Here is a 26,967-nt window from a genome sequence, read left to right on the forward strand (position 1 = left end):
CCATGCTTGACGAATTGCAAATCGTTGTCCGAGACGTTCGCTCACCGGTCGTAACTAACAGATCCGACTCCGATGAGGCTGTGGTCTTCGTGCACGGTAATCCAGGGGCAAGCAACGACTGGGCCCCACTACTGACGAAGGTCGCCGACTTTGCACGAGTGATTGCGCCCGATATGCCGGGCTTCGGCGATGCAGAGCAGCGTGCGGACCAGGACTACACCGTGCCCTCCCAGGCAGCGCATCTTGGTGGAATCATCGATCAGTTGGGCGTCGAGCGTGCACATCTCGTCCTACACGATTTCGGAGGTCCATGGGGCCTGACCTGGGCAATCAACCATCCGGAGCAGGTCGCGAGTATCACCCTCATCGATACCGGCATCAACCGGGAGTCGCATTGGCATGGTCTTGCGCGCCTGTGGCGTACAGCGATTGCGGGCGAACTGGTGCAGCTGATGCTGAGGCCCCGGATCAACCGATCAATTATTCGCCGCAAGAATCCCGCGTTGCCCGATCAGTGGCTGGAGCAAATTGTGGGCCACATGGCTCCCAGCGGGACCAAGCGAGCAGTGCTGCAGATGTACCGTTCCCTCGATCTTGCTGCGCTCGAGAGGGCGCTGACAGGCCCGCTGCGCGACCTGACTACTCCCGCCCTAGTCGTCTGGKGCGAGGACGATCCGTTCGTTCCCTCCGATCTCGCCCGCCAGCAGTTGCAGAGTTTCCCAGGCGCGCGGGTCGAAATCGTGCCGGGGACCGGGCACTGGCCCTGGCTGGATGAGCCCGAGAAGGTCAACGAAATTGTGCTGCCGTTCCTTCGCGSGCAGCTCGGCAGTTCGTTGTCCGACGCGGCCGGTGATTCTTGCCAGGACATGCCCTCGACTGYATCCGGTCATTAGATTAGGAGCACACATGGTGCTACCCACCACTTCCAGTGAAGACCCGGCTGACACACCAGTTGCCCGGTCGAGCAGGTATCCGTGGATAGTGTTCGCCCTGACCTTCGGACTGCTGCTCTCGGACTATATGTCCCGACAGGTTCTCAGTGCAGTCTTCCCGTTCTTGAAAACCGAATGGGCGCTGTCTGATTCCCAGCTTGCCTCGCTCTCCAGCGTCGTGGCGCTAATGGTCGGCCTGCTCACCCTGCCGTTGTCCTTGCTGGCAGACCGGTGGGGTCGAGTCAAGAGCCTGATCCTCATGGCTGTTCTGTGGAGCGTCGCCACCCTGTTGTGCGCGCTGGCCACCAGTTACGAACAGATGCTCGGCGCCCGCTTCCTCGTCGGAGTCGGTGAGGCCGCCTATTCGAGCGTCGGTATCGCCGTCGTGCTCAGCGTCTTCGCGCCCCGACTGCACGCCACTCTCAGCGGGGCCTTTCTGGCCGGCGGATCGTTCGGGTCGGTGATCGGTGTCGCATTCGGTGGTGTCATCGCCGTCCACTTGAGTTGGCGCTGGTCGTTCGCTGGTATGGCTGTCTTCGGTCTGATCTTGGTCGCGCTCTACCGTGCCCTGATCACCGACCACAAGCTGGYCCAGCACGCCGCCGATGACGTGTCCGCGGTCGCTGCTGCGCCGCCGGTGGGTTACCGCGCCCCGGTGTCGAGTCTGTTTACCAATCCGGCCGTCTTGTGCGCCTACATCGGTGGCGGACTTCATCTGTTCACCGCCGGAGTGTTGCTGTCTTGGCTCCCGAGCTTCTTCAACCGCTACTACGGCCTTGCTCCGGCCGAAGCCGGGCTGATGGCGTCACTCTTCGTGTTGCTCGTGGGCAGTGGCATGGTGATCTGCGGCATCATCACTGACCGGGTCGGTCGTACCGACACGAGCCGCAAGTGGACCGCCGCCATCGCCTTCTGCGTAATGTCGCTCGTATTCTTGACGATAGGATTTCGCGTCGGTACCGGGGCCGCGCAGATGGTCCTGATCGGAATCGGCGCCTTCTTCTCCGGCGGGGCGTCCGGACCGTCCGCGGCGATGGTAGCGAACCTCACGCACTCTTCTGTCCGAGCCTCTGCAATGGGTACTCTCGCCGTTGCCTACAACCTGCTGGGCATGGCACTGGGGCCATTCGTCGTCGGTGTCCTTGCCGATCATCTCGGGCTGCTCGGGGCTCTGCAACTCTCCCCGCTGGTCTACCTCGGCGCGATCGTCGCACTGGTCGCCGGCAAGCGTCTCTACCCGGCAGGCTTGCGCAAGCTCACTGCACTGACGGCGAACACGTCAATCCCTTGAACACCTGGCCCACCGAAGCTGCTGGTATAGCGAGCACTGTCGCAGTGTGACGCCGCGAGAGTTCGATACTGTCGAGGTCGTCCGCGTTGATCACGCCGATCGCACAGTGCGTCACGGCGCCGGACGACCCCGCCTCGCCAGGCCCCGGTTGGAAGAGTGATGTCGGAATACGTGGAGTCGCGAATCTTGCTGTGGGCGTTCCACGTAAGGGACTCAGGACCGCCGGCGAACCTTCTCGACGACCCGCGTGAACACGTCGTCGAACTCGGCGCGCGAGTCCTTGCCCTGGTATCCGAGGACCATCACGGTGTATCCGTCGACGGCCGCGTATCCCAGGAGTATTTCGTCGTCGGTCCAGTTCGGGTTGTCGGGGTCGGTGACCTCGGACAGGACGACGGCGTCCTCCGCCGCGAGAGCCGGCGGGAGGTCGAGTCGCTCGGTACGCACTGTACGGGCCGATGCGCGGGGGTCGTCGTAGGTGACCATGTAGGTCGAGCAGGTTCCAGTGTGGGCGTTCGCTATTCGCTGCACATCCAGGTCGGTCTCACTGACCAGCATGATGTAGGCGCGTTCATCCCCGAGAAGCGCGCCGGTGGCGGAGCCGTTCTCGATCAACCCGATCCGAGCCCCGTCCGAGTAGATGTTCTGGGCCTCGCACCCGGGCGGATCGAACGTCGGCGTCGTTTCCAGCCCGGTGCCGGTGCTCGGGGCGTCGAGCTCGAGGTTGAGCACCATCTCCTCCTCGCCGGGCAGCGGTTGGGTTACCGCCCCCGCGGGAAGTTCCGACGCGTCGGGCAGCAGACTTGCCCGCAGATCGGCCCCACCCGCAGGGGGAGTCGCGTCCGTGGTTCCGCATCCGGCGATGCCCAGCAGTGTGATGATCCCCAGCACGGCGACCCGATACCTCGACATGTTCCCTCCCCGTTGCGCACCGGAGTTCCGGTCGCCTGTGCAGACGGTATCGGGCAAATCGGTCGAGCGTTACGCCGTGTCGGTCCGCAGCCGGGTCAGGCGCATCGCACCGATCTTCCAGCCCGCCTCCGTCTTCCGGTACTCCTCGACGTAGTGCCCGTAGCCGTGGAGGCTGCGCACCGGGGTGCCGTCAGGCCACCACAGCCTGTCCTCCATCGCCCACGTCCCGGTCGCGGTGGTGGGGGAGGTGAGGGTGATCTCGGGGGTGTGGCCGTGGTGGACGGTCGCGGCGTTCTCGATGCTGGCCCGCAGGAACGGCATGTACTCGTCGACGGAATGGGTGATCCCACCGCCGGTTTCGGTCATGTCGATCTCGGCGTCGGGGATGAAGACCGCGGCCAGACCGTCCCAGTCCTTCGTGTCCATGAGCCGGAAGTAGCCGGCCTTGAGCTGCTTGATCGCCTCGATGTCCGCGGCCGCGGTACGCGGGTCCACGGGCGACCGCCCGCCGTCCCAGTGACCGGGCCCGGCACCGAGGACGCTGATGTCGCCCTGGGCGCCGCGCATGTGCTTGGTGCGGTGGCTCATTCGCCACGCGCCGTCGGTCAGCCGCCACTCGTCGTGGTAGTCGCCGAGGGTGGAGAAGCTCAGGCCCTGCTTGTCGCCGACACCGAGGTGCAGGTCGGTCACGTAGGTCCGGCTGGTGGCCGTGCCGGCTGCGAGGTCCACGTCGATGAGCATGTTGCCCAGCAGGTGCTGGGTGGGGCCGCAGTCGTCGAGGAACGAGCGGATCGAGGCCTCCACTCCGCCGGGGCCGTGGAGAGTTCCGGTGCCGAGTTCCGCGGTCGCGTCGGGCAGCATGATCTCGTGCAGGACCGGCCAGTCGCGGTCGTCCATTGCGCGAGCGAAACGGATGACGGCGCGGGCGATCTCCCGCTCGGCCAGTAGCAACTTCAGGTCCATCGACGTTCCCTCCAGGCTCGGGTGGCAGGTGCGAATACAGCTGTGGCTGCGACCTTTCGGTGTCGGTGAGGTGCTCGAGGCCCTCGCGGGCCGCGTCCTCGGGCTCCTGGACGAGCATGCCGGGGATGTCGAAGTTGAGTCCGGCGCGAATCATTGCGGGAGTGCGGGTGACGCCCAGGATGAACTCCACGACGTGGACGTTGAACGGCGCCAGCTCGAGCCACAGGCTCTCGGCGAACACGCGACTGAACGCCTTCGACGACGCGTAGATGCTCTGGTGCTCGGAGCCCATGTAGCCGGCCAGCGAGCCGAGCAGCATGATGCCGCCGCGACCGCGGTCCTTCATCTTCGCGCCGAAGTGGTGCGACAGCTCCAGCTGCTTGGTGATGTTGAGGTTGATCACCCGGTTGAACCCGTCGAGGTCGCCGGTGACGAACTCGTGGCCGTAGCTGTTGGCGCCGGCGTTGAAGATCAGCAGGCCCACCTCGACGTCGTCGGTGACCTTGCGGATCTGGTCCATCGCGTCGTCGGCGAGCAGATCCAGCGCGAGGGTACGAACCTCGACACCGTGCGAGCGGACCTTCTCCGCGGTCTCCTCGAGCGGGCCCGGCTTGCGGGCGATGAGCACGAGGTTCAGGCCGGCCTGCGCGAGCTCGTCGGCGAAACCTGCGCCGACACCCTCGGAGCCGCCGGCGATGACGGCCCACGGGCCGTACTGGTTCTTGTCGATCATGAACGATCCTTTTCGTCGAGAGAGATGACGGCGAGTGAAGTGGCTCAGTGGTCGGCGACCTGTGGGGTGGGGACGGGAGACTCGTCGGTGATGGCGAGGCGGCCGTCGAGCGCGGCGACCTGGATCGCCGCGCTCAGCGCCTCGCAACGCATGACCGGTGCGCCCGGGCGGCCCTCACGGCCCACCCCGGTGTGGATCTCCTGGCACGCCTCCTGGGCGGCCTCGTTCCACTGCACCGCGGTGTGCTCCCAGCTGTGCTTCTGGACCTGTACGCAGGCCCCGCAGCGGTCACACTCCAGCGGCTGCATTCTCGCGTGCCTTCTCCTCGATGTTCGCTTCGACTTCCTTGCGCCAGGCGGCGACGGCCTTGGTGGTGTCCATCTCGTGCTCGAAGCGCTCGACCATCTCGGGCTGAATGTCCGCGCGGTCCACGTAGAACTGGTCGTACCAGCGGCGCAGCTGGTAGACCGGGCCGTCCTCCTCGCACAGGAGCGGGTTCTCGATGCGGGTCTTGTTCTTCCAGATCTCGATGTCCTGCTCGAAGCCCTTGGCGATGAACGTGCCGAAGCCCTTGGCCATCTCGTCGGCGGCGTCGCCCTGGAAGCGGTCCGACTTCTTGACGATGATGCCGTACATCAGCACGAACTTGTCGGGGCTGACCGGGTAGTGGCAGTTGATGAGGACGGAGTCGACGTCGTAGCCCTCGTACTGGTAGGTCAGGTCGTCGATCATGAACGACGGACCGAAGTACGACGCGTCGGAGCGGCTGCCCAGCATCTTCGGCTGACCGCTCGCGTGCGGACGCATGTCCTCGCGGGCCTGGCCACGCATGAACTGGCTCGCCACCTGTCCCTCGAAGACGTTCTTGAAGAACGTCGGGAACGAGTAGTGCACGTAGAAGAAGTGCGCCATGTCGACGATGTTGTCGACGATCTCGCGGCAGTTGGTGTCGACCTCGGTGGTGTACCAGACCCAGTCGGACCACTCGTCGCTGAGCGCACCCTCGATACGCGGGATGTACATGTCCGTCTCGGACGGCGCCTTGCCCTCGGGGTCGTGCCAGACGAACAGCATGCCGTCCTGGTCGAGGGTGTGCCACGCGCGGGTCTTGGCGACCGGGGGGACACGGCGAGCGTAAGGAATGTCGGTGCAACGGCCCTTGCCGTTCCAGCGCCAGTCGTGGAACGGGCACGCCACGGAGTCGCCCTTGATCTCGCCCTGGCTCAGGTCGCCACCCATGTGACGGCAGTACGCGTCGAGAATGTTCAGCTCGCCCTTGCTGTCGGCGAACACAACCAGCTTGGTGCCGAACGCGTGGACCGAGTGCGGCTTTCCGTCCTTGAACGACTCGGACAGGCCCAGGCAGTGCCACCCACGGGCGAAGCGCGTGGGGGCGGCACCGGCGACGATCTCGCGGACTTCGGCTTCTTCGGACTGATTGAGGGTCACTTCGTCCGTCCTTTCAGGGAAATGCAATTCGAGTTCAGACGCGTTCGAAAATCGAGCGCTGGCCGCGGGGCATCGGTTCCTGGCGGAGGATGCACCTGTGGCATTGAGGGTCACGCTAGGTGAGACGGATCACCCGGCATCCGGGAGTCCCACTGGGCGGGACCGTCCGGACCGGAAGTCTCGAGGCCGCCGGAACCCCAATGGAGACTCCCGCGAAACGGACAAGAGGAATCTCGCCCTACCATGCGGGTACCCCCTGTCCCGACATCCGACCCCGCCCGGGGTCGTCGAGGAGCACCCCATGGCCCACGAGGTTCTGCGGTCGGTTCGCGAGTTGCTGCCCGCCATCGCCGAGCGCGCACAGACTGTCGACGAATCGCGCCGCGTGTCCGACCAGTCGATCCGCGACCTGACGGCCGCCGGCGTCTTCCGGATGCTGCAGCCGGCCCGCTACGGCGGAACCGAGTGCAGCCCGGTCGAGTTCTACGAAGTGGTGCGGGCCATCTCCGGGGTGTGCGGGTCCACCGGGTGGGTGACGTCGGTGCTGGGGGTGCACCCGTGGCATCTGGGCCTGTTCGACGTCCGCGTCCAGGACGAGGTGTGGGGTCAGGACAGCACCACGCTCGTGTCGTCGGCGTATGCGCCGGTCGGGGAACTGATTCCGGTGGAAGGCGGCTACGAGCTGTCGGGGAGCTGGCGGTTCTCGTCGGGCTGCGACCACGCGTCGTGGGCGCTGCTGGGCGCGTTGGTCGTCGGTGCCGAGGGGCGGCCCGTCGACTTCATGACCGTCGTGGTGCCGCGGACCGACTACCGAATCAAGGACGTGTGGGACGTCGTCGGCCTGCGCGGAACCGCGAGTAACGAGATCACGGTGGAGAGGGCGTTCGTGCCCGAGCACCGGACGCTGCGCAACTACGAGGCCGCGCAGCTGCGTGCCCCCGGCCACAAGGTCAACGCGGCGCCGCTGTTCAAGCTCCCGTTCGCGGCGATCTTCACCAGCACGGTCGCCGCGCCGGTGATCGGCACCGTCGCGGGGTGCTACGAGACCTACCTGTCGGCGATGCGCGACCGGGTCCGCCTGAGCCTCGGCGGCGGACGGTTCGCCGAGGACCAGTTCGCTCAGGTCGCGGTCGCCCGGGCATCGTCGGAGATCGACGCGGCGATCCTGCAGATGGACCGCAACATCCGCGAACTGCTCGAGCTCGCGGAGGCGGGGGAGCCGCTGCCGATGAGCATGCGGCTGCGGGTCCGGCGCGATCAGGTCCGCGGCACCGAGCGGGCCCTCGAGGCGATCGACCTGCTGTTCAAGACCGCCGGCGGCAACTCGCTGACCCGGGGCAATCCGATCGAGCGCGCGTGGCGCGACGCCCACGCCGGCAGCGTGCACGTGGCCAACGACGCCGAACGCGCCCTCGCCATGTACGGCAGGGGCGCGTTCGGATTGCCGGTCGAGGACAACCTGGTCTAGCCGGACCGGGTCACCTCAGGGCCGAATTGTTCAGTTGCCCAGCATGTTCTGGACGGCACGGTACGAGAACACCATCGCGGTACCGAGCGGCACGCCCGGACCCGGGTAGAACGCGCCACTGACCGAGGCGCCGGTGTTGCCGGCCGCGTACAGGCCCTCGACGGGGGTGCCGTCGGCGGTGAGGACGCGGGCGTCGGCATCGGTGACCAGACCGCCCTTGGTGCCGAGGTCGCTCAGCACGATCTTCGCCGCGTAGAACGGGCCGCTCTCGATCGCCGTCAGAGCGTTGTTGGGGCCACCGTTGGGCGGGCAGAAGAACGCGTCGTAGGGGTCCTCGCCGCGGTGGAACTGCTCGTCGACGCCGTGCTTGGCGTAGTCGTTGAACTGCTCGACGGTGGCGCGCAGGGCGTCCGCGGGGATGCCGGTCTTCTCGGCCAGGCCCTCGAGCGTGTCCGACGACGCCCAGGTGCCGGCCTCGAGGTGCTTCGCGGGCGCGGTGTTCGGGATGCAGATCGCGGGCAGCCCGCCGCCCTCGCGGGAGTCGAAGATCAGGTACGACGGGATGGTGCAACTGCCGGCCCCACCATCTTCGCGGCTCGCCGCGGTGGTCGCCTTGTCGTGCGCGTCCATCCCGCGACCGAACTGGTCGTAGGGCAGCGACTCGTTCAGGTAGCGCCGGCCCTGTGCGTCGACGAGGAGGCCGCCGCGCACGCCGACCATGAATGCCGCCGAGCCGTCGGGCTGCGCGACGCCGGGGCAGAACCACGCCTGATCCAGCAGCGCGGTGGCGCCGCCGACCGCGACACCCGCGGCGATCGCGGTGCCGGTGTTGGCGCCGAACGGGCCCATGCTCCAGTCCGCCTTGCCGGGGGTACCGGCCTGCTCGCGCATCTCGGCGTTGCCCTCGATGCCACCGGCCGCCAGCAGCACGCCGCGGTTGGCCTTGATGCGGATCTGCTCGCCGTTCGCCTCGGCGACGACGCCGACGACGCGGCCGTCCTCGACCACCAGTTCGGTGAGGGCGGTGCCGGTGCGCAGCTCGGCGTTGCCGGTGCCCTGCACGGCGGCGAGCAGGCGACCGATCAGCGCGCGACCGCCGATGAGCTTGCCGGGCGCGTGACCCTGGCCGGTACGGTCCTGATCCAGCTCGGGGCGGATCTTGCCGGCGAGGTCACCGATGTCGGCGGGGTCCAGGTCGAGCGGGTTGATCGAGCGGCCGGAGTCCATCCGACCCTCGGCCTTGTAGTAGTCCGGGAAGGCGCGGTACTCGAACTCGATGTTCGGGTCCTTCTCGAGCAGTGCCACGACGACGGGTGCGGTGTCGACGTACGCGTCCTGCCGCACGCTCTCGGCGTCGCCGAGCAGGTTCCGCAGGTAGGTGCGGGCGTTCTCGGTCGAGTCCTGCAGGCCGGCGCGCTCCTGGACCTGCGTTCCGGGCAGCCAGATGGAGGCTCCGGAGTACGAGGAGGTGCCGCCGAAGAGGTCGGTCTTCTCCAGAACGATCGTGCTCAGCCCCTGCGATGCAGCGGTGTACGCGCCGGTCAGGGCGCCGCCACCGGAGCCGATCACGACCACGTCGCACTCGGTTGTCCAATCCTGCATGGTTGTATCCTCCATCGATTTCGGGTTCGATGTTGAACGCAATCGCAGGTGCCCACCGGGGGACAGCGTGACTCCCACTCAGCGGAAGCATCGACTGTTCCGATGCCGGGTGGGAGCATTCCAGTGTGTGTCGCACCCCGCGATGCACGGACGAGCAAGTAGGGGGTCGACTGTGCCGAGAGTCGCCGAGGCGCGGGACGCAGCCGAACCGAGTTCGGCCGAGCAGCGGGCACGGTTCGCGCGCATGCTCGACGCGGCGGCGCAGCTGGGCACCGAGAAGGATCTCGAGCGCGTCCAGATGCACGAGGTCGCCAAGCTCGCCGGCGTYGCCATCGGCACCCTGTACCGCTACTTCCCGTCGAAGACGCACCTGTTCGTCGCGGTGATGGTCGACCAGATCGACCAGATGAGCGAGGGCTTCGCGCGCCGGGCGCATCCGGCCACCACCCCGCAGGACGAGATCTTCGAGACCCTGCTGCGGGCCACCCGCGCGCTACTGCGCCGGCCGTTGCTCGCGAACGCGATGATCCAGTCGACGAGTACCGCCAAGGTGACGGCGATTCCCGACGTCGCTCGGGTGGACCGGCTGTTCCGTGACGTGCTGTTCGACGCCGCCGGGCTCGAGCAGGTGACGGAGAGCGATTCGGTCCTCGTCCGCGTGCTGGTGTCGGCGTGGTTCGGCATCATCCAGTCGTGCCTCAACGGGCGGGTCTCCGTCCCGGACGCCGAAGCCGACCTGCGAATCGCGTGCCGCCTGTTGCTGGCCGACCTGTCCAACGCGCAGGTGCCTGCGGGCGGCTGACCGGCCGCCCGCCACCCGGGCGGCAGGCAAGCACTGAAATGAATTCTAGTTCGATCGGTCCCGGTCGATCGCCGTGTCGATGACACGTGCCGCGGGCACCCTCGCCGACGACTCGTTCGGCGATTCTCAATAGTTCACTCTTTGCACTGTATGCGGCGCCGGCCGCGAACCTCGGCGTCCGCTCGATCCGTTTCGTCGGATCCATTGCCCTCGGCACGAAAGTAGAATACATTCCAAAAATGAACGAGTTGCAGTTCCCGATGGAGGGTTCGGTGACCCGTCCTTACTGCACAGATCTGTCGAGGAGTTGTCCATGACCAACGTCGTCATCGTCGAGGCCGCCCGTACTCCGATCGGCCGCCGCCGTGGCGCGCTGGCCGGCCTGCATCCCACGACGCTGCTCGGCGCCGCGCAGCGCGCGGTGCTGGACAGGACCGGGGTCGCGCCCGAGGAGATCGGCCAGATCGTCGGTGGCGTAGTGACGCAGGCCGGCGAGCAGTCCAACAACGTCGCCCGCAACGCCTGGCTGCACGCGGGACTGCCGTACACCACCGCAGCCACCACGATCGACTGCGCGTGCGGGTCGTCGCAGCAGGCCGTGCACATGGTGGCGGGCCTCATCGCATCCGGTCAGATCGACGCCGGCATCGCGTGCGGTGTCGAGTCCATGAGCCGCGTCTTCCTCGGCCAGGCGCTCGCGCCCGGCACCGGCATTCCGTACCCGGACGACTGGACCGTCGACCTCGGCGACCAGTTCACCTCCGCCGAGCGCATCGCCGCCAACCGCGGCCTGAAGCGTGGCGACACCGACGCCTTCGGCCTCGAGTCGCAGCGCCGCGCCGCGCAGGCGTGGGCCGAGGGCCGGTTCGATCGCGAGATCGTGCCCGTCGAGGCTCCGGTCGTGACCAAGGAGGGCGAGCCCACCGGCGAGATCGCGACCGTCTCCCGCGACGGCGGCCTGCGGGAGACCAACGCCGAGGGCCTCGCCGCACTCGAGCCGGTCATGGACGGTGGCATCCACACCGCCGGTTCGTCGTCGCAGATCAGCGACGGTGCCGCCGCGGTGATGCTGATGAGCGAGGAGAAGGCCGCCGCGCTGGGGCTGCGTCCGCGTGCGCGGATCGTCTCGTCCGGCATGGTCGGCTCCGACCCGTACTACCACCTCGACGGACCGATCGACGCCACCCGCCACGTGCTGGCCAAGGCCGGAATGTCGTTGGGCGACATCGACATCGTCGAGATCAACGAGGCCTTCGCGGCCGTCGTGCTGTCGTGGGCGCAGGTCCTCGAGGCCGACATGAGCAAGGTCAACGTCAACGGCGGCGCGATCGCGCTCGGCCACCCCGTCGGGTCCACCGGCTCGCGCCTGATCACCACGGCGCTGCACGAGCTCGAGCGCTCGGACCGTTCGACGGCCCTGATCACGATGTGCGCGGGCGGTGCGCTGTCGACCGCCACCGTCATCGAGCGCATCTGACCCGTTTCCCTAGAGCTGCTTCTACTTCCGAGGACTATTCGATGACCATTGGATTGAGTGACGAAGACCGCGAACTCCGCGATTCCGTGCGTGGCTGGGCCGCGCGCCACGCGACGCCGACGGTGATCCGGGAGGCCGTCGAGGCCAAGGCAGAGACGCGTCCCGCGTACTGGGGCTCGCTGGCCGAGCTGGGCATGCTGGGCCTGCACCTGCCGGAGGAGGTCGGCGGCGCCGGCTACGGTCTGGTCGAACTCGCCATCGTCACCGAGGAACTCGGACGCTCGATGGTGCCCGGTCCGTTCCTGTCGACCGCGGTCGTGTCGACGGTGCTGAACGAGGCCGGCCGCACGGCCGAGCTGCCCGGTCTGGCAGACGGCACCCTGTTCGGTGCCGTTTCGCTGCAGCCCGGCGGGCTGAAGCTGGTGCGCGAGGCTGGCAAGGCGACGCTGTCGGGCACGTCGCGCTACATCCTCGGCGGCCAGGTGGGCGACCTGTTCCTGCTGGCGGCGGACGCTTCCGGTGAGCTCGCGTTCGTGGTCGTCGAGCGCGGTCGCCTCGACGTCACCGAACTGCCGAGCCACGACGTCGTGCGGCGCAACGCCGAGGTCGTCGTCGACGGTCTCGAGCTGGCCGACGGCGATGTGCTGGAACTCGATTCGCAGCGCGTGCTCGACATCGCGGCGACGCTGTTCTCCGCCGAGGCCGCGGGTCTCGCCGACTGGGCCACCACGACGGCAGCCGACTACGCCCGCGTGCGGCAGCAGTTCGGCCGCGTCATCGGCCAGTTCCAGGGTGTCAAGCACAAGGCCGCCCGCATGTTCAGCCTCACCGAGCAGGCCCGCGTCACCGCGTGGGACGCCGCCCGCGCGCTGGGCGAGGACGTCCCGTCGGCGGAGGCGTCGCTGGCCGTCGCGGTGGCCGCATCGGTCGCCCTCGAGTCCGCGTTCCAGGTCACCAAGGACTGCATCCAGGTCCTCGGCGGCATCGGGTTCACGTGGGAGCACGACGCGCACCTGTACATGCGTCGCGCGCAGTCGCTGCGGATCCTGCTGGGCTCCACCGCTTCCTGGAAGCGCCGGGTCGCGAACCTCACGCTCGAGGGTGCCCGCCGTGTGCTGAGCATCGACCTGCCGCCGGAGGCGGAGCAGATCCGCGCCGACGTCCGGGCCGAGCTGAATCCCGCCCTCGAGCTCGCGGGAGCCGAGCAGAAGGCGTACCTGGCCGAGCGCGGCTACACCTCGCCGCACCTGCCCGCTCCGTGGGGCAAGGGCGCCGACGCCGTGACCCAGTTGGTCATTGCCGAAGAGCTGCGCAGCACGGAGCTCGTTCCGCACGACATGATCATCGGCAACTGGGTCATCCCCACGCTGATCGCGCACGGCAACTCCGAGCAGATCGAGCGCTTCGTGCCGCAGTCGCTGCGCGGCGACATCGTGTGGTGCCAGCTGTTCTCCGAGCCCGGTGCCGGCTCCGACCTGGCGGGTCTGTCCACGAAGGCCACCAAGGTCGACGGTGGTTGGAAGTTGCAGGGCCAGAAGGTGTGGACGTCCATGGCCCGCGAAGCGGACTGGGGAATCTGCCTGGCGCGCACCGACGGTGACGTCGCCAAGCACAAGGGTCTGTCGTACTTCCTGATCGACATCAAGAACAGCGGCCTCGACATCCGTCCACTGCGTGAGATCACCGGCGAGGCGCTGTTCAACGAGGTGTTCCTCGACGACGTGTTCGTGCCCGACGAGTGCCTGGTCGGCGAGCCGGGAGACGGTTGGAAGCTGGCCCGCACCACCCTCGCCAACGAACGCGTCTCGCTGTCGCACGACTCGTCCCTCGGTTCGGGTGGCGAGGCACTGCTCGACCTGGCGGCCGAACTTCCCGGCGGTCTCGACGACGAGCAGCTGACGGTGCTCGGAAAGGTGCTGTGCGACGCGCAGTCGGGTGGGCTGATGGGTCTGCGGACCACGCTCCGCTCGCTCACCGGCGCGCAGCCCGGCGCGGAGTCCTCGATCGCCAAGCTCCTCGGTGTCGAACACATCCAGCAGGTGTGGGAGGTCGCGATGGACTGGGCCGGCCCGCGCTCGCTGCTCGGGGATCAGCATCGCCGTTCGGCAACGCAGATGTTCCTCAATTCGCAGTGCATGTCGATCGCAGGTGGTACCACCAATGTTCAGCTGAACATCATCGGCGAGCGGATCCTCGGGCTCCCGCGTGACCCCGAGCCCGGAAAGTGAGTTGCACAGCATGAATCGCACCTTCGTCGTCGGCGTCGGCATGACCAAGTTCGAGAAGATCGAGTCTCGGGACTGGGAGTACCCGGACATGGTCTCCGAGGCCGTGGGTACCGCGCTCGCCGACGCCGGGATCTCGTACGACCAGGTGCAGCGCGCCGCGGTCGGCTACGTCTTCCAGCCGTCGGCCGCCGGCCAGCGCGCGCTGTACGAGACGGGTCTGACCGGCATCCCGATCGTCAACGTCAACAACAACTGCGCCACCGGTTCGTCGGCGCTGATGATGGCGCGCGAGTGGGTGCAGGGCGGCATCGTCGACGTCGCACTCGCGGTGGGCTTCGAGAAGATGACCAAGACCGCGCTCACCGGCACCGGTGAGATGCCCAAGGTCTCCACGCTCGACGACCACCTGAAGGTGATGACGGCCAAGCACGAGTGGGGCCGCGGCCCCATGACGGCCCAGCTGTTCGGCAACGCCGCGCTCGAGCACATGGAGCGCTACGGCACCACGGTCGAGCAGATCGCGTCCGTCGCGGTCAAGAACCACAAGCACTCGGTGAACAACCCCTACGCGCAGTTCCGTGACGAGTACACGCTGCAGCAGGTGTTGGACGACAAGATGATCCACGCGCCGCTCACCCGTTCGCAGTGCTCGCCCACCTCGGACGGCGCGGGCGCCGCGATCGTCGTCAGCGAGCGGTTCGTGCGCGAGCACGGCCTCGAGGACCAGGCGATCGAGATCGTCGCGCAGGCCCTCACCACCGACACCGCCGAGGCGTTCGCCGACCAGTCGATGATCGACGTCGTCGGTGCCCCGATGACGCGGGCCGCGGCGGAGCAGGTGTTCGCCGAGTCCGGTCTCACGATCGGGGACGTCGACGTCATCGAGTTGCACGACTGCTTCGCGATCAACGAGATCATCACGTACGAGGGCCTCGGCCTGTGCGGTGCGGGCGAGGGCGGCAAGCTCGTCGAGTCCGGTGCCACCACGTACGGCGGCCGGTGGGTCGTAAACCCGTCCGGCGGTCTCATCTCGAAGGGCCATCCGCTCGGTGCGACCGGCCTGGCGCAGTGCGCCGAGCTGACCTGGCAGCTGCGCGGCAAGGCCGACGCCCGCCAGGTCGACGGTGCCCGCGTGGGTCTGCAGCACAACCTCGGCCTCGGTGGTGCGTGCGTGGTCACGCTGTACCGGGCCGGGACCATCTCGAAGGAGTCATGACACTATGCCGATCGACGTCAAGGCCGCACTGTCGGCCGAACCGACGGTGCGCGAGGCCAATTGGACCGAGCGTGACGTCCTGCTGTACCACCTGGGCCTCGGTGCGGGGGTGAACTCGCTCGATCCGGCCGAGCTCGGCTGGGTGTACGAGAAGGGCCTGCGGGTTCTGCCGACGTTCGCGATGGTCGCGGGCCAGGGCGTCTCGGCCGGCACCCTGAAGCCGGCCGGGATGAACATGCCCGGCATCGACATCGACCTGCGCAAGATCCTGCACGGCGGCCAGTCGCTGACGCTGCACGCTCCCATCCCCACGTCGGGCTCGGCGCGCATCTCCTCGCGCGTCGCCGACGTGTGGGACAAGGGCAAGGCCGCGGTCATCGTGCTCGAGCAGTCGGCCACCGATCTCGACGGAAACCCGTTGTGGACCACGGGAATGCAGATCTGGGCCCGCGGTGAGGGCGGATTCGGCGGCGACGCCGGACCCGAGGTCACCACCGCGGTTCCCGAGCGCGAGGCCGACAAGGTGCTGGTCTCGCCGACCAGCACGCAGCAGGCCCTCGTGTACCGGCTCAGCGCCGACATGAACCCGCTGCACGCCGACCCGGCGTTCGCGCAGATGGCCGGCTTCGACCGCCCCATCCTGCACGGACTCGCGTCGTACGGCGTCGTCTGCAAGGCCGTCGTGGACGGCGTTCTCGGTGGCGATCCGGCTCGGGTGCAGAGCTTCTCGGTCCGGTTCGCCGGCTCGATCTACCCGGGTGAGACGATCGAGACCTCCGTCTGGCAGGACCGGGACACACTGACACTGCTCGCCACGTGTCCGGAGCGCGAGGGCCAGCCGGTGCTGACCCACGCGACCATGGAGGTTCGTTCGTGAAGACCGGGGACCATCCCACCACCCACACCCACCCGCACGGCACCGTGCTGACGTCGGCGCCGCAGGATGCGCCGGTGGACCGTGCGACCGCCGCGGCCCGTCGCGTGATCGACGCGATGCTGCGGACCGATCGGGGCAACGCGAATCTGGATCGTGTCGCGGAGGAACTGAACAGCATCGCCGATCATCTCGAGGAGCACGCTCCCGAGGTGGCCGAGCGGATGGTCGACATGTGGAGCGGTGAGGGCGTCACCCGGCACGACCCGATCACCGGTCCGGAGAACGCGATCGCACCGCCGCTCGTGCTCGAGGGACTCGACGACGGTTCGGTCCAGGGTGTCGTCACGCTGAACCTGCCGTACCAGGGTCCTCCCGGGTGCGTGCACGGCGGCGTCTCGGCGCTGCTTCTCGACCACGTGCTCGGTGTCGCGAACGCGTGGGGTGGCCAGGCAGGCATGACCGCGCAGCTCAACGTGCGCTACCACCGTCCGACGCCGCTGTTCGAGGAGTTGACCATCACCGGCAGGCAGGAGTCGGTGGAGGGCCGCAAGATCCACACGGTCGGCGACATCAAGAACGCCGCCGGCGACGTGTGCGTCTCGGTGCAGGGGCTGTTCATCGACGCATCGGTCCCGCGTCCGCGTTGATTCCCCTCCCTTGGCCGAATGTCACATACGTTCAGTCCAACTGAACGTATGTGACATTCGGCCGGGATGCGGTTCGGTCGCGGGCGCTTCTTTGAGGAGAACTGGTATGGGAAAGCTCGAACGTAGGACGGCGATCGTCACCGGTGCCGGCATGGGCATCGGCCGCGGCATCGCGGGTGCGTTCGCCCGCGAGGGCGCGAACGTGCTGGTCGCCGAGATCGACGAGGCCGCAGGTGAATCGACCGCGCAGTGGCTCCGCGAGGAGTGGGGCGTCAAGGCCGAGTTCCAGCGCACCGACATCACCGACAAGGATCAGGTGCACGCGATGGTCGACGGCGCCGTCGCGCAGTTCGGCCGACTCGACATCCTCGTCAACAATGCTTGGCGCAGTACGGGCTTCGCGCGGTTCGAGAACATGACGGACGAGCAGTTGCGCGGTGGGTTCGACATGGCCGTGATGGCCGCGTTCTGGGCGATGCAGCGCGCCCTGCCCGAGCTCGAGAAGCGCGGCACCGGCCGAGTCATCAACCTGGCGAGCCTCAACGGCGTGAACGCGCACATGTACTCGGTGCACTACAACGCCGCCAAGGAGGGCCTGCGCAGCCTCACCCGCACCGCCGCCCGGGAATGGGCGCCGAAGCAGGTGTGCTGCAACGTGATCTGTCCGGGTGCACAGAGCGAGGCGTACCGCCGGGTCGCGGAGGCCAATCCGCAGATGGCGGCGTCGATGGCGTCGGCCAACCCGATGGGCCGCATCGGCGACCCCCTCGACGACATCGGGCCGGTCGCCACCTTCCTCGCGAGCGACGACTCACGCTACGTCACCGGCAACACGCTGTTCGTCGACGGCGGTGGCCACATCAATGGTGTCCAGTGGGCACCGGAGGTGGACTGACCGCGCGGTGTCCCGCGACGGCTCCCCCGATCAGTTGAAGGGGGAGTCGACCACGCTGCCGAAGGAACTGCCGAAGCTACCGGTCGCGGAGCTGCCCAGGCTGCCGGTGGATGTGCTGCCGAGGCTGCCGGTGGAGCTGCCGAGGCTGCCGGTGGTGGGCTGGCCGCCGATGCGCACGCTTCCCAGGCTCCCGGTGTCGCCGACGAACTGCCCGAGAAGCGTTTGCATCCCGCCGGACAGGTCGATGAAGGCGCTACCGAGCGAGCCGATCGGGGTCGGCTCGGGCAGCAGCGGGGTAGCGCCGGCAGTGCCCGGTGCGAAAGCGATCAGCGCCGCCGTTCCCGCTGCCACCACGACGGACCCGAGTACCGTCCGCACGCGCGACCGGTTCGTCGTGGACTGCCGTGTCGTCAGGTCCTGCACCACCATGTTCCGAGCTCCTTCTGTCGATGTTTGGACGTATAGAACACGATGAGAGGGCTGCCGGTGGTGAGAACGGACGGATTCGTTCCGGTTGTTTGTTGTGCGGGAGTCGATCGGCGGGGCTGTCCGAAAGATCCAATCGTGGTGGGTGAGGCGCGCCTAGCCTGATCGGTATGAAACCTCAGCTGAACGCGATCGGCGTGGTGACGACGGACCTCACGGCGTCGCTGCGCTTCTACCGGCTCCTCGGCCTCGAGATTCCGGCCGATGCCGAGAGCCAACCGCACGTCGAGACGAACGCCGGAGGTGTCCGGCTGATGTGGGACACCGTCGAGGTGGTCGAGTCGTTCGGCGGACCGTACACGCCGCCCACGGGCGACTCCCGCGTCTCGCTCGCGTTCGAGTGCGACGACCCGGCCCAGGTGGACGAGGTGTGGGCGCGGCTCGCGGCGGCCGGGCACGGCGGAGTCGAACCGTTCGACGCCCCGTGGGGGCAGCGCTACGCCACGGTCAAGGATCCCGACGGCAACGGCGTCGACCTGTTCGCGTCGCTGCCGGGCTGATCCCGGCCGGTCAGCTCACCGAACGAACGACCGGTGATCCGCCGCGACTCCCGGATCAGGTGCGCCTGGTCCACGTAGCCGCACCGCACGGCGACGTCGGCGGACGGGATCCCGAGCCCGGCGAGGTCGCGTGCCCGCTGCAGCCGCAGGATTCCGGCCAGCGTCTTGGGCCCGTACCCGAAGGAACGGGTACCGAGCCGGTGCAGCGCGCGGGCGGACAATCCGACCGTGTCCGCGGCGTCGGCGACGGTTCGGCCGGACGCGAGCAGTCGTGCGGTGGTCGTCACCACCGGATCCGGCGGCCCCACCTCCGCCAGCCGTGCCCGACCGAACGACTCGAAGGCGCCCGACGCCTCGGCGGGATCGAGCCCGCGCAACCTCGTCGAGCGGCCGCGGCCGATCACGTCGGCGAGCGGGACCCGCCGGTCGCGCAGATGCGCGGCCGGCACGCCGAGCAGGTGGGGGAGCATGCCGGGCGGAAAGCGCAGGCCGACGCCGGGCACCGCCGACGCGGTCACCGTGAACGGGTGCGTGTCGGGACCCGCCACCACGACGTCGCCGTCCCGCCACACCAGGTCCATGCAGCCGTCCGGCAGCACCGACCCGTCGGCGGTGCGGACAGTGCGCCACACGACCGCCCCGGGAACCGCCGGTGATGCGTGCTCGCTGTACACGGCCCCAGTACAGCACGGGCGGCCGACAGGCTCAGCCCGGCCGGCCGCGCACGGAAGACCACCAGTCGACTCGAAGCCGCCCCCCACCAGGGGGAGCGGCTTCGAGTCGTCATTGCCGTCGTGAACGCTCGTGTGTAGAGCGCGGCCGGGAGATCAGCCGAGTTCCTCCGTGGAGAGATGGGACGTCTCCGGTGCCATCAGTACGGAAGCAACCGCACCGATCACGAGGACGACCACCAAACCGAGCATCGAGGCTGTGATGCCGACGGACGCGAGGGTGACGGGGAGAAGGAAGGTACCAGCAGCAGATCCGAGTCGGCTGGCTCCGTTGACAAGCCCGACACCGGTAGCGCGCAAGCGGGTGGGGAAGAGTTCGGCGGGGTAGACCTGCTCGAGATTCGCAGCTCCCGACATCACGAAGGTGAAGATGGCGAAGGTCACGATGACCAAGGGCAACGGCCAGTTGGTGCCGAGGGCAACGATCGCCAATGTGACCGCCATGATGACGAACGAGTAGATCGTCAGTGGACGTCGACCGATCTTCGAGATCGCCCACCAACCCGCGATTCCACCGAGGAGGAGGAACAGGTTCAGCATTACTCCGCTCGAGAACCCGTCTTCGTCCATACCGAGCTTGAGGAGGATGACGGGCAGGAACGTGTAGATGGCGAAGTACGGAATGACCTGGCAGTTGTAGAAGATGATTCCGAATGCCGTGTTCTTCAGGTGCTTGGGGCCGAACAAGTCGCGGTATCGCGCCGGCTTGTCGGATGCGGTGCTTGCCGCGATCTTCTCGATGTCGAGCGTGCCGCCGAGATACTTGTCCGAAACTTGGCGAGCTTCGTCCAGTCTGCCCTTACCGATCAGCCATCTCGGGGACTCGGGCGTGCCGAGCCGGAGCACCAGGACGATCAGTGCGGGAATCGCACCACTTGCGAGCATCCAGCGCCACGAATCCGGCGACAGATTGACCAGCCATGTACCGACGAAGAAGGAAGCCACGTAGCCGACCGTCCACATCACCGTCAGGGAACCGAGTAGTCCTCCGCGGTAACGAGTGGGGACGAACTCGGTGACCAGCGTGGGGCCGAGTGCGTAGTCGGCGCCGACACCGATCCCGATGATCAGGCGGAGCACGAGCAGCCAGACCGGGCCATCGACGAAGAACTGCGCTGCGGAGGCCACCGCGATGACGATGAAGTCCAATTGGAAGACCAGGCGACGGCCGAATCGGTCCGCAAGCCATCCACACACCACGCTTCCGACGAGCACGCCGATCAGCATGGAACTTCCGAGAAGCCCTTCCCAGAGCGCGCTGAGTCCCATCGTCGGGGCCAGAACGGTCAGGACGATTCCGATGCTGCCGAGAGCGTAGCCGTCGGAAAAGTTGGCGCCGAAGGTCAGCGCCGTGATTCGTAGATGAAAGCGATTCAGCGGCGTTTCATGATCGGAAAGTGCATTCCCCGTCTTGGCGGGTAAGGCCGTGCCCGGTGGGCTGAGATTTGTCATGTTTGCTTATTCCAGACGCGATGGGGGTCAGAATTCGAGATCGCCGACGACGGACTCGAGAGATTCGATCAAACTGCCGTCGTGAATTCCATTCTCGAGGAGTTCGATTTCGTCGCCGAAGAATCGATCTACGGTGACCGGGGGTGCGATCTTACGGATTGCTTGACGGAGGGAAATCGATCCTTCGGAACCGATTTCGGAACCGCCCAGGAGGTCGGTCGCCTGCGCCGCACACATCAATTCGATGGCCAGGATGTAGCGAAGCTTCTTCACCCCGCGGTACGCCTTGGTCACCGCCAGGTAGGCGTTGCTTACGGTGTCCTCCTGATTTGCGGAGGTCGTGACCGAATCGACCGAGGCCGGGAATGATGCCGACCGCATTTCCATGAGCAGGGCGGCCGACGTGTACTGCGGAATCATGTACCCGTTGTTCAGCCCCGGATTGGGTGCGAGGAAAGCGGGTAGTTCGCTGAAGGCGCTGTTGACCATTCGGTCGGTTCGACGCTCGGAGATCTTGCCCAGCACCGTGAGAGCGGTCATGATCGTGTCGGCCTGGATGCCGACGAACGTGCTGTCGAAGTTCGCGCCCATGATGGCGTCGCCGTCGTCTCCCTCCGGGATGATGACGGGATTGTCGCCCACCGAGTGCAGCTCGTCCTCGATGATGGCGACTGCATTCTTGATCGCCCGCTTGGCCCCACCGTGAACCTGGGGGATGCCGCGAAGGCAGTAGGTATCCTGCACGCGGTAGTCGCGGTGCTTGTCGATGATCTCGCTACCTGCGAGAATCCGACTGACATTCCGGGCGACCGCTGCCTGCTCAGGGTGCTTCTTCAACGCGTGAAGGCGCGGATCGTAAGCGCGGATCGTTCCCTTCAGCGCCTCCAGGCTGAGCGCGGCGGCTGCGTCTGCAACGGTGGCGGCGCGGACCGCGTCGTACGCGAGCAGCACGCTGATGCCGGTGACGGAATGAGTTCCGTTCGTCAGCGTCAGCCCTTCCTTGCATCCGAGTGTGACGGGCTGCAGCCCGAACTTCTCGAGTGCATCTCGGCCGGAAACCAATTCCCCGTTGGCCCATGCGCGTCCCTCGCCCAACAGCACCAGCGCCATATGAGCCTCGACGCTCAGGTAGCCGACCGAGCCCTCGCCGGGGGCGTAAGGGGTAATACCGTTGTTGAGGAGCTCGCGAATGAGATCGAGAGTGCCGAAGTTGGTGCCCGAGACGCCCTGGCCGAGACCGACCAGCATCATCAGCTGAATCGCACGCACAACCTCCCGGGGGAGAGGTTCTCCGACGGAGACCGCGTGAGAAAGGATGATGTTCCGCTGCAAAGCAGTGGCATCCTCCGGCGCGATAACCTCGGTTACGTTGTCTCCGAAGCCGGTGGTGACGCCGTAGATCAGCCGGTTCTCGTCGAGGAACTTCTCGATGAGACCCCTCGACTTCCGGACCCGCTCCTCATAGGAAGGGGAGAATTCGACACGCGCGCCGAATCGGGAAACGGCAACGAATTCCTCGATGGAAATCGGCCGATCGTCCAGGGTTACGGACTTGATCTCTTGTGCGTGTGTCGTCATGTTTCTCTCAAACTTTCGGGGTCTCGATTTGTTGTTGTTCCCCGCCCTGGTCATACCCGTTCGTCAGCGCATTCGGCTGCCGCGCAATCCTGCTGGGTCACGAATCGGACCCATCCCCGCGACCGAAGGTCACGAGGAGGTCCGTGCGCACCTCGACAGGGTGTCATCTGTTACGAGGTTCGCCAAGCCGATCGTCGGGGTGATCCGAAGCACAGCTTGTATAGTCCGGTATAGATAACCTCGGTGTCAAGGGGTGTGGAGGGCTTTCCTGTTCCGCCGGCACTGCATACGACGCCACCTCGGCGGAGGGGCAGGTGTGTCGACCGTGCCCGCGGCGGTTCCGGACTACGGGACGCTGGTGGCGGACCTCGGCCCGATCCGTGCTCCGATCAAGATCGGCGAATTCGAACGAGCCGCCCGAGTAGCGGCAGATGCAGCATCGGCGACAGCAAAACCGTTGTAGCCCTGATGTATTCGCTCGGGCCGGCTAGGAATTGTCGCCACCGGTGACGGCGACGTGAGACGTCACAATTCGATGGATCAGTCGCGCCGCTGTGCGGGCCGTGCGGTTGTCGACGTCGAGCTCCGGGTTGAGTTCGGCGACGTCCACGACCGCGAGTTTGCCGCTCGCCGCGACGAGATCGCAGACGCGCTGGATGATCTCCACGGGCACGCCGTAAGCGGCAGGCGCGCTGACGCCCGGAGCGACCGCCGCCGGCAGCACGTCGAGGTCGATGGTCAGGTAGACGAGGTCGACGTCGTCGAGGAACGTGGTCACGAAACCGTCGACACCGGCCCGGTCCGCGACACCGCAGTGGTCGTCCAGTAGGTACCGCACGCCGAACCGGTGCGCGGTGTCGAACAGGGCTGCGGTGTTGCTCGGCTGGCTGATCCCGATGACGTCGTAGCGGTGGCTCGTACCGGCCGCCTGCTCGGCTTCGGCGATCTGCCGGAACGGGGTACCGGAACTCGGCACCGTGTCGGAGCGCAGGTCGAAGTGGGCATCGAGGTTCAACACCCCGAGTCGGGGGCGCCGTCGCCGCAGCTGTGAGTTCGCCGCTCCCAGGTAGGTGCCGTATGCCACCTCGTGGCCGCCGCCGAGGACGACCGGGAGGCGCCCGGCGTCGAGTGCCGCGCTCACGGCACGGCCGAGGGCGGCCTGCCCGTCTTCGAGGTTCTCGTCGGTGACGGACACCGTGCCGGCGTCCGCCACGGACACCGGTCGCTCCAGCGCCATCGAGGACAGTGCACTGCGGAGGGCATCGGGACCGCCCGCGGCGCCGCGGCGGCCCTTGTTGCGGCGCACGCCCTCGTCGCTGGCGAAGCCGATCAGGACACAGCCGTCACCGTCGGCGGGCGTGTACGGGGTGACGGCCTGATGCCAGCGCAGGTGCTCGGACGCGGTGCCGTCCGTGCGACCGGCCCAGGGGCGGGGCGGGACGTCGACGATGATCTCGTGGGTCATGCGGTTCTCCTCCGTGTGGATCGGTCAGCGGCTCGTGGTGGCGAGGACGCCGTCCTTCCACACCTGTCCGATCAGCGGCACGCCGGGGCGGTACGCAAGGTGCAGGTAGGACGGGGCGTCGAGTGCGATCGCGTCGGCTCGGGCACCGATCCGGAGGCTTCCGACGTCCTCGCGCTGCAGTGCCCGGGCGCCACCCGCGGTGGCGGCCCACACGGCCTCGGCGGGCGTCATGTGCATGTCGCGGACTGCGATGGCGATGCAGAACGGCAGGCTCGTGGTGTAGCAGGTGCCTGGGTTGCAGTCCGCGCCAAGCGCGACGGTGACGCCGGCGTCGAGCAGCGCGCGGGCGCCGGGGTACTGGTTGCGGGTGGAGAAGTCGGCGCCGGGGAGCAGCGTCGCCACCGTCGAGCTACCGGCGAGAGCGTCGATGTCGGCGTCGGTGACGTAGGTGACGTGGTCGACCGAGGCCGCACCCATCTCGACGGCCAGCTGCACGCCCGGGCCCTCGCCGAGCTGGTTGCCGTGCACGCGGGGGACCAGGCCGTGGGCGACACCGGCGCGCAGGACGGCGCGCGACTGCTCGACGGTGAACGCGCCGCGCTCGCAGAACACGTCGATCCACTTCGCGTACGGGGCGCACGCCGGGATCATCTCGTCGACCGCCATCGCCACGTACTCGTCGCCGCGGCCCGCGTACTCGGGCGGCGGGACGTGCGCGGCCAGCAGCGTGACCTCGTCGGTGAACCGGCCCGCCACCTGCACGCTGCGCAGCTCGTCCCGCGTGCTCTGGCCGTAACCGCTCTTGATCTCGACGGTGGTGCTGCCGGAGCGCAGCGACTCGTCGAGCAGCCGGCGCACGTTCGCGGCGAGCTGGTCGTCGCTCGCGGCCCGCGTCGCCTCGATCGTGGTGCGGATGCCGCCCGCCGCGTACTTCTCGCCCGACATGCGGGCCGCGAACTCCTCGGCCCGCTCGCCCGCGAACACCAGGTGCGAGTGGCTCTCGACGAAGCCGGGCAGCACCGCCCGTCCACCGAGATCATGTCCGGTGTCGGCAGCCGGGGCTTCTGCGGAGTTCCCCACCCAGGCCACCACCCCGTCCTCGAAGACGACCGCGGCGTCGTGGCGGATCCCCAGTGGACCCTCGCCCTGCGTGGGGTCGTTGGTGACGAGGGTTCCGATGTTCGTCAAAGCGGTGGTGGACACAGTTGCGATCCTCAAAGACGTTGGTGGGAGCGACGGCGCTCCATGGCCGGGACGTGCCCCGCCCATCAATCCACCGGGGTGGCGGTCATGCCGGACAACGGAACCTGACCGGGTGAATGCACTTGTCGTCCGGGCGGCCGACTCGCCACCCCGGTGGATTGAAGGGCTCGGGCCCGCGGGTGAGTTGGGTCACCGAGGGCCGACGCGGGTGCGCCGGCCCTCGATGGGGAGGGGGAATCGAATCAGTGGTTCTCGGCCATCGGGATCCGCACACCGCGGGTGTTGGCGGTCTCGATGGCGTGCTCGTACCCGGCGTCGGCATGCCGGATGACACCCATGCCCGGGTCGTTCGTGAGCACGGCCTCGATCTTCTTCGCGGCCAGCTCGGTGCCGTCGGCGATGCACACCTGGCCGGCGTGGATCGAGCGGCCCATGCCGACGCCACCGCCGTGGTGGATCGACACCCAGGACGCGCCGGAGGCGGTGTTCACGAGGGCGTTGAGCAGCGGCCAGTCGGCGATCGCGTCGGAGCCGTCCTTCATGGACTCGGTCTCGCGGTACGGGGAGGCGACGGAACCCGAGTCGAGGTGGTCACGGCCGATGGCGATCGGCGCCGACAGCTCGCCGCTGGCGACCATCTCGTTGAACTTCAGGCCGGCCTTGTGGCGCTCGCCGTAGCCGAGCCAGCAGATGCGAGCGGGCAGGCCCTCGAAGGCGACCTTCTCGCCGGCCATCTCGATCCAGCGCTTGAGGTGCTCGTTCTCGGGGAACAGTTCGAGGATCGCCTTGTCGGTCGCGGCGATGTCCTTGGGGTCGCCCGACAGCGCGGCCCAGCGGAACGGGCCGAGGCCCTCCTCGAACAGCGGGCGGATGTAGGCCGGGACGAAGCCGGGGAACTCGAACGCGCGGTCGTAGCCGGCCTTGCGGGCCTCGTCGCGGATGGAGTTGCCGTAGTCGAAGACCTCGGCGCCCTTGTCCATGAAGCCGACCATGGCCTCGACGTGCGCGGCCATCGCCTTGCGCGAGTCCTCGGTGAACTTCTCCGGATCCTTCGCGGCCAGGTCCTTCATATCGGCGATATCGACGCCGATCGGCAGGTAGGACAGCGGATCGTGCGCCGACGTCTGGTCGGTGACGATGTCGATCGGGGCGTCCATCTCCAGCAGGGCCGGGAAGATCTCGGCGGCGTTGCCGACCAGGCCGATCGACAGCGGCTTGCGCGCGTCACGGGCCTCGGTGGCCAGCTGCAGCGCGTGCTCGATGCTGTCGGCCTTGGTGTCGAGGTACTTGTGGGCGATGCGGCGGTCGATGCGGGTGACGTCGCAGTCGACGCAGATCGCGACGCCGTCGTTCATGGTGACGGCCAGCGGCTGCGCGCCACCCATGCCGCCCATGCCCGCGGTGAGGGTGATCGTGCCGGCCAGGGTGCCGTCGAAGCGCTTACGAGCGATCGCGCCGAAGGTCTCGTAGGTGCCCTGCAGGATGCCCTGAGTGCCGATGTAGATCCAGGAACCGGCCGTCATCTGGCCGTACATCATCAGGCCCTCGGCCTCGAGCTTGCGGAACTGCTCCCAGTTGGCCCAGTCGCCGACGAGGTTGGAGTTCGCGAGGAGCACGCGCGGCGCCCACTCGTTGGTGCGGAAGACGCCGACCGGCTTGCCGGACTGGACCAGCATGGTCTCGTCGTTCTTCAGCGTCTTCAGGGTGGCGACCATGGCGTCGAACGCGGCCCAGCTGCGGGCGGCGCGGCCGGTGCCGCCGTAGACGACCAGGTTGTCGGGGTGCTCGGCGACCTCGGGGTCGAGGTTGTTCATGAGCATGCGCAGGGCGCCCTCCTGCTGCCACCCGAGCGTGTTGAGCTCGGAGCCGCGCGGGGCGCTGACGGGTCGGGCCTCGTGGCCGGGGGACGTGATGTCCATGGGGTACTCCTCGAGATCGGCAGTGAGCTTCGCGGCAGCGTCATCCGGGGGGCGGGGGGCGACGCCGTTGTCGTCCCCGTCCGGTTCCCAGCTGTTGTGCACTGGCTCACGTTCTGCAACTATGAGTTGTATATTCCTGTC

23 protein-coding genes and 1 pseudogene are annotated in these 26,967 nt (G+C 67.6%); 11 read left to right on the forward strand and 13 right to left on the reverse strand.

What is annotated here, in order from left to right; genetic code table 11:
- Positions 1 to 2 precede the first annotated feature (2 nt).
- Together AB4Z09_RS04265 and AB4Z09_RS04270 are read left to right on the forward strand one after the other, a co-directional pair.
- A complete protein-coding gene (locus AB4Z09_RS04265) occupies positions 3 to 893 on the forward strand; it encodes an alpha/beta fold hydrolase (RefSeq protein ID WP_442239224.1) in 891 nt (296 codons plus the stop codon).
- Between the two features lie 13 nt (positions 894 to 906).
- Positions 907 to 2,223, forward strand: coding sequence for an MFS transporter (locus AB4Z09_RS04270; RefSeq protein WP_442239225.1), 1,317 nt, complete (start codon positions 907 to 909; stop codon positions 2,221 to 2,223).
- Between the two features lie 213 nt (positions 2,224 to 2,436).
- Here AB4Z09_RS04270 and AB4Z09_RS04275 read toward each other — a convergent pair whose 3' ends face one another.
- From AB4Z09_RS04275 to AB4Z09_RS04295, 5 genes and pseudogenes are all read right to left on the reverse strand, one after another.
- Positions 2,437 to 3,135 carry a hypothetical protein gene (locus AB4Z09_RS04275; RefSeq protein WP_442239226.1) on the reverse strand — a complete coding sequence of 233 codons (699 nt, stop codon included), beginning with the start codon at positions 3,133 to 3,135 and terminating at the stop codon, positions 2,437 to 2,439.
- Between the two features lie 69 nt (positions 3,136 to 3,204).
- Positions 3,205 to 4,098: a nuclear transport factor 2 family protein gene (locus tag AB4Z09_RS04280; protein WP_442239227.1), complete on the reverse strand. Its 894-nt coding sequence runs from the start codon at positions 4,096 to 4,098 to the stop codon at positions 3,205 to 3,207.
- 61 nt (positions 4,099 to 4,159) lie between these two features.
- Positions 4,160 to 4,831, reverse strand: a pseudogene (locus AB4Z09_RS04285) (SDR family NAD(P)-dependent oxidoreductase); the annotation flags it as partial.
- Positions 4,832 to 4,875: 44 nt separating this feature from the next.
- On the reverse strand, positions 4,876 to 5,139 hold the full coding sequence (locus tag AB4Z09_RS04290) for a hypothetical protein (protein ID WP_114723165.1): 264 nt from the start codon (positions 5,137 to 5,139) through the stop codon (positions 4,876 to 4,878).
- Positions 5,120 to 6,280: a Rieske 2Fe-2S domain-containing protein gene (locus AB4Z09_RS04295; protein ID WP_114723164.1), complete on the reverse strand. Its 1,161-nt coding sequence runs from the start codon at positions 6,278 to 6,280 to the stop codon at positions 5,120 to 5,122. The genes AB4Z09_RS04290 and AB4Z09_RS04295 overlap by 20 nt, the downstream gene beginning before the upstream one ends.
- Before the next feature lie 301 nt (positions 6,281 to 6,581).
- Here AB4Z09_RS04295 and hsaA point away from each other — a divergent pair, with 301 nt between their 5' ends.
- Positions 6,582 to 7,748 (forward strand): 3-hydroxy-9,10-secoandrosta-1,3,5(10)-triene-9,17-dione monooxygenase oxygenase subunit, encoded by a 1,167-nt coding sequence (hsaA, locus tag AB4Z09_RS04300; RefSeq protein WP_114723163.1) that lies wholly within the window; start codon positions 6,582 to 6,584, stop codon positions 7,746 to 7,748.
- Between the two features lie 30 nt (positions 7,749 to 7,778).
- On the opposite strand, the gene AB4Z09_RS04305 is transcribed toward hsaA, so the two are convergent.
- Entirely contained in the window at positions 7,779 to 9,350 is a 1,572-nt protein-coding gene (locus AB4Z09_RS04305; RefSeq protein WP_442239228.1) for an FAD-dependent oxidoreductase, read from the reverse strand.
- Positions 9,351 to 9,522: 172 nt separating this feature from the next.
- Between AB4Z09_RS04305 and AB4Z09_RS04310 the strand changes: the two genes are divergently transcribed.
- The 7 genes from AB4Z09_RS04310 to AB4Z09_RS04340 all read left to right on the forward strand — a co-directional run bounded on the left by AB4Z09_RS04310 (position 9,523) and on the right by AB4Z09_RS04340 (position 17,492).
- A complete protein-coding gene (locus AB4Z09_RS04310) occupies positions 9,523 to 10,152 on the forward strand; it encodes a TetR family transcriptional regulator (protein ID WP_442239229.1) in 630 nt (209 codons plus the stop codon).
- A gap of 313 nt (positions 10,153 to 10,465) precedes the next feature.
- A complete protein-coding gene (locus AB4Z09_RS04315; RefSeq protein ID WP_114723161.1) occupies positions 10,466 to 11,629 on the forward strand; it encodes a steroid 3-ketoacyl-CoA thiolase in 1,164 nt (387 codons plus the stop codon).
- Between the two features lie 41 nt (positions 11,630 to 11,670).
- Positions 11,671 to 13,857, forward strand: coding sequence for an acyl-CoA dehydrogenase (locus tag AB4Z09_RS04320; protein WP_442239230.1), 2,187 nt, complete (start codon positions 11,671 to 11,673; stop codon positions 13,855 to 13,857).
- Between the two features lie 10 nt (positions 13,858 to 13,867).
- Complete coding sequence (locus tag AB4Z09_RS04325; RefSeq protein WP_114723248.1) at positions 13,868 to 15,073, forward strand: lipid-transfer protein; 1,206 nt, start codon at positions 13,868 to 13,870, stop codon at positions 15,071 to 15,073.
- A gap of 4 nt (positions 15,074 to 15,077) precedes the next feature.
- Positions 15,078 to 15,950 (forward strand): MaoC/PaaZ C-terminal domain-containing protein, encoded by an 873-nt coding sequence (locus AB4Z09_RS04330; RefSeq protein ID WP_442239231.1) that lies wholly within the window; start codon positions 15,078 to 15,080, stop codon positions 15,948 to 15,950.
- Positions 15,947 to 16,597, forward strand: coding sequence for a PaaI family thioesterase (locus AB4Z09_RS04335; RefSeq protein WP_114723158.1), 651 nt, complete (start codon positions 15,947 to 15,949; stop codon positions 16,595 to 16,597). The genes AB4Z09_RS04330 and AB4Z09_RS04335 overlap by 4 nt, the downstream gene beginning before the upstream one ends.
- A 106-nt stretch (positions 16,598 to 16,703) precedes the next feature.
- Positions 16,704 to 17,492 (forward strand): SDR family NAD(P)-dependent oxidoreductase, encoded by a 789-nt coding sequence (locus tag AB4Z09_RS04340; protein ID WP_442239232.1) that lies wholly within the window; start codon positions 16,704 to 16,706, stop codon positions 17,490 to 17,492.
- 30 nt (positions 17,493 to 17,522) lie between these two features.
- Here the strand turns inward: AB4Z09_RS04340 and AB4Z09_RS04345 are convergent, their stop codons facing one another.
- Positions 17,523 to 17,921, reverse strand: a complete 399-nt coding sequence (locus AB4Z09_RS04345; protein WP_442239233.1) for a hypothetical protein — start codon at positions 17,919 to 17,921, stop codon at positions 17,523 to 17,525.
- Between the two features lie 167 nt (positions 17,922 to 18,088).
- Here AB4Z09_RS04345 and AB4Z09_RS04350 point away from each other — a divergent pair, with 167 nt between their 5' ends.
- Positions 18,089 to 18,478: a VOC family protein gene (locus tag AB4Z09_RS04350; RefSeq protein WP_442239234.1), complete on the forward strand. Its 390-nt coding sequence runs from the start codon at positions 18,089 to 18,091 to the stop codon at positions 18,476 to 18,478.
- Here the strand turns inward: AB4Z09_RS04350 and AB4Z09_RS04355 are convergent.
- From AB4Z09_RS04355 to hutU, 6 genes are all read right to left on the reverse strand, one after another.
- Entirely contained in the window at positions 18,415 to 19,152 is a 738-nt protein-coding gene (locus AB4Z09_RS04355) for a helix-turn-helix domain-containing protein (RefSeq protein WP_114723153.1), read from the reverse strand. The two genes, AB4Z09_RS04350 and AB4Z09_RS04355, sit on opposite strands and share 64 nt — an antisense overlap.
- 153 nt (positions 19,153 to 19,305) lie before the next feature.
- A complete protein-coding gene (locus AB4Z09_RS04360; RefSeq protein ID WP_442239235.1) occupies positions 19,306 to 20,661 on the reverse strand; it encodes an MFS transporter in 1,356 nt (451 codons plus the stop codon).
- A gap of 27 nt (positions 20,662 to 20,688) precedes the next feature.
- Positions 20,689 to 22,239, reverse strand: coding sequence for an HAL/PAL/TAL family ammonia-lyase (locus tag AB4Z09_RS04365; protein WP_442239236.1), 1,551 nt, complete (start codon positions 22,237 to 22,239; stop codon positions 20,689 to 20,691).
- Between the two features lie 487 nt (positions 22,240 to 22,726).
- Positions 22,727 to 23,704: a formimidoylglutamase gene (hutG, locus tag AB4Z09_RS04370; RefSeq protein ID WP_442239237.1), complete on the reverse strand. Its 978-nt coding sequence runs from the start codon at positions 23,702 to 23,704 to the stop codon at positions 22,727 to 22,729.
- 24 nt (positions 23,705 to 23,728) lie between these two features.
- Positions 23,729 to 24,907, reverse strand: coding sequence for an imidazolonepropionase (gene hutI, locus AB4Z09_RS04375; RefSeq protein WP_442239238.1), 1,179 nt, complete (start codon positions 24,905 to 24,907; stop codon positions 23,729 to 23,731).
- A gap of 242 nt (positions 24,908 to 25,149) precedes the next feature.
- Positions 25,150 to 26,826 (reverse strand): urocanate hydratase, encoded by a 1,677-nt coding sequence (gene hutU / locus AB4Z09_RS04380; RefSeq protein WP_442239239.1) that lies wholly within the window; start codon positions 26,824 to 26,826, stop codon positions 25,150 to 25,152.
- Between the last annotated feature and the right edge of the window lie 141 nt (positions 26,827 to 26,967).

Origin of the sequence: Rhodococcus sp. TAF43, from assembly GCF_052113525.1 — a bacterium.
Taxonomy (GTDB): domain Bacteria; phylum Actinomycetota; class Actinomycetes; order Mycobacteriales; family Mycobacteriaceae; genus Prescottella.

Excerpts from the sequence above, each read along its gene's own strand:
- AB4Z09_RS04280 (WP_442239227.1), bottom strand. The coding sequence starts at position 4,098 with ATGGACCTGAAGTTGCTACTGGCCGAGCGGGAGATCGCCCGCGCCGTC.
- AB4Z09_RS04345 (WP_442239233.1), bottom strand. The coding sequence starts at position 17,921 with ATGGTGGTGCAGGACCTGACGACACGGCAGTCCACGACGAACCGGTCG.
- AB4Z09_RS04350 (WP_442239234.1), top strand. The coding sequence starts at position 18,089 with ATGAAACCTCAGCTGAACGCGATCGGCGTGGTGACGACGGACCTCACG.
- hsaA (WP_114723163.1), top strand. The coding sequence starts at position 6,582 with ATGGCCCACGAGGTTCTGCGGTCGGTTCGCGAGTTGCTGCCCGCCATC.
- AB4Z09_RS04275 (WP_442239226.1), bottom strand. The coding sequence starts at position 3,135 with ATGTCGAGGTATCGGGTCGCCGTGCTGGGGATCATCACACTGCTGGGC.
- AB4Z09_RS04340 (WP_442239232.1), top strand. The coding sequence starts at position 16,704 with ATGGGAAAGCTCGAACGTAGGACGGCGATCGTCACCGGTGCCGGCATG.
- AB4Z09_RS04330 (WP_442239231.1), top strand. The coding sequence starts at position 15,078 with ATGCCGATCGACGTCAAGGCCGCACTGTCGGCCGAACCGACGGTGCGC.
- AB4Z09_RS04315 (WP_114723161.1), top strand. The coding sequence starts at position 10,466 with ATGACCAACGTCGTCATCGTCGAGGCCGCCCGTACTCCGATCGGCCGC.
- AB4Z09_RS04305 (WP_442239228.1), bottom strand. The coding sequence starts at position 9,350 with ATGCAGGATTGGACAACCGAGTGCGACGTGGTCGTGATCGGCTCCGGT.
- AB4Z09_RS04290 (WP_114723165.1), bottom strand. The coding sequence starts at position 5,139 with ATGCAGCCGCTGGAGTGTGACCGCTGCGGGGCCTGCGTACAGGTCCAG.
- hutU (WP_442239239.1), bottom strand. The coding sequence starts at position 26,826 with ATGGACATCACGTCCCCCGGCCACGAGGCCCGACCCGTCAGCGCCCCG.
- AB4Z09_RS04360 (WP_442239235.1), bottom strand. The coding sequence starts at position 20,661 with ATGACAAATCTCAGCCCACCGGGCACGGCCTTACCCGCCAAGACGGGG.
- AB4Z09_RS04325 (WP_114723248.1), top strand. The coding sequence starts at position 13,868 with ATGAATCGCACCTTCGTCGTCGGCGTCGGCATGACCAAGTTCGAGAAG.
- AB4Z09_RS04320 (WP_442239230.1), top strand. The coding sequence starts at position 11,671 with ATGACCATTGGATTGAGTGACGAAGACCGCGAACTCCGCGATTCCGTG.
- AB4Z09_RS04365 (WP_442239236.1), bottom strand. The coding sequence starts at position 22,239 with ATGACGACACACGCACAAGAGATCAAGTCCGTAACCCTGGACGATCGG.
- hutG (WP_442239237.1), bottom strand. The coding sequence starts at position 23,704 with ATGACCCACGAGATCATCGTCGACGTCCCGCCCCGCCCCTGGGCCGGT.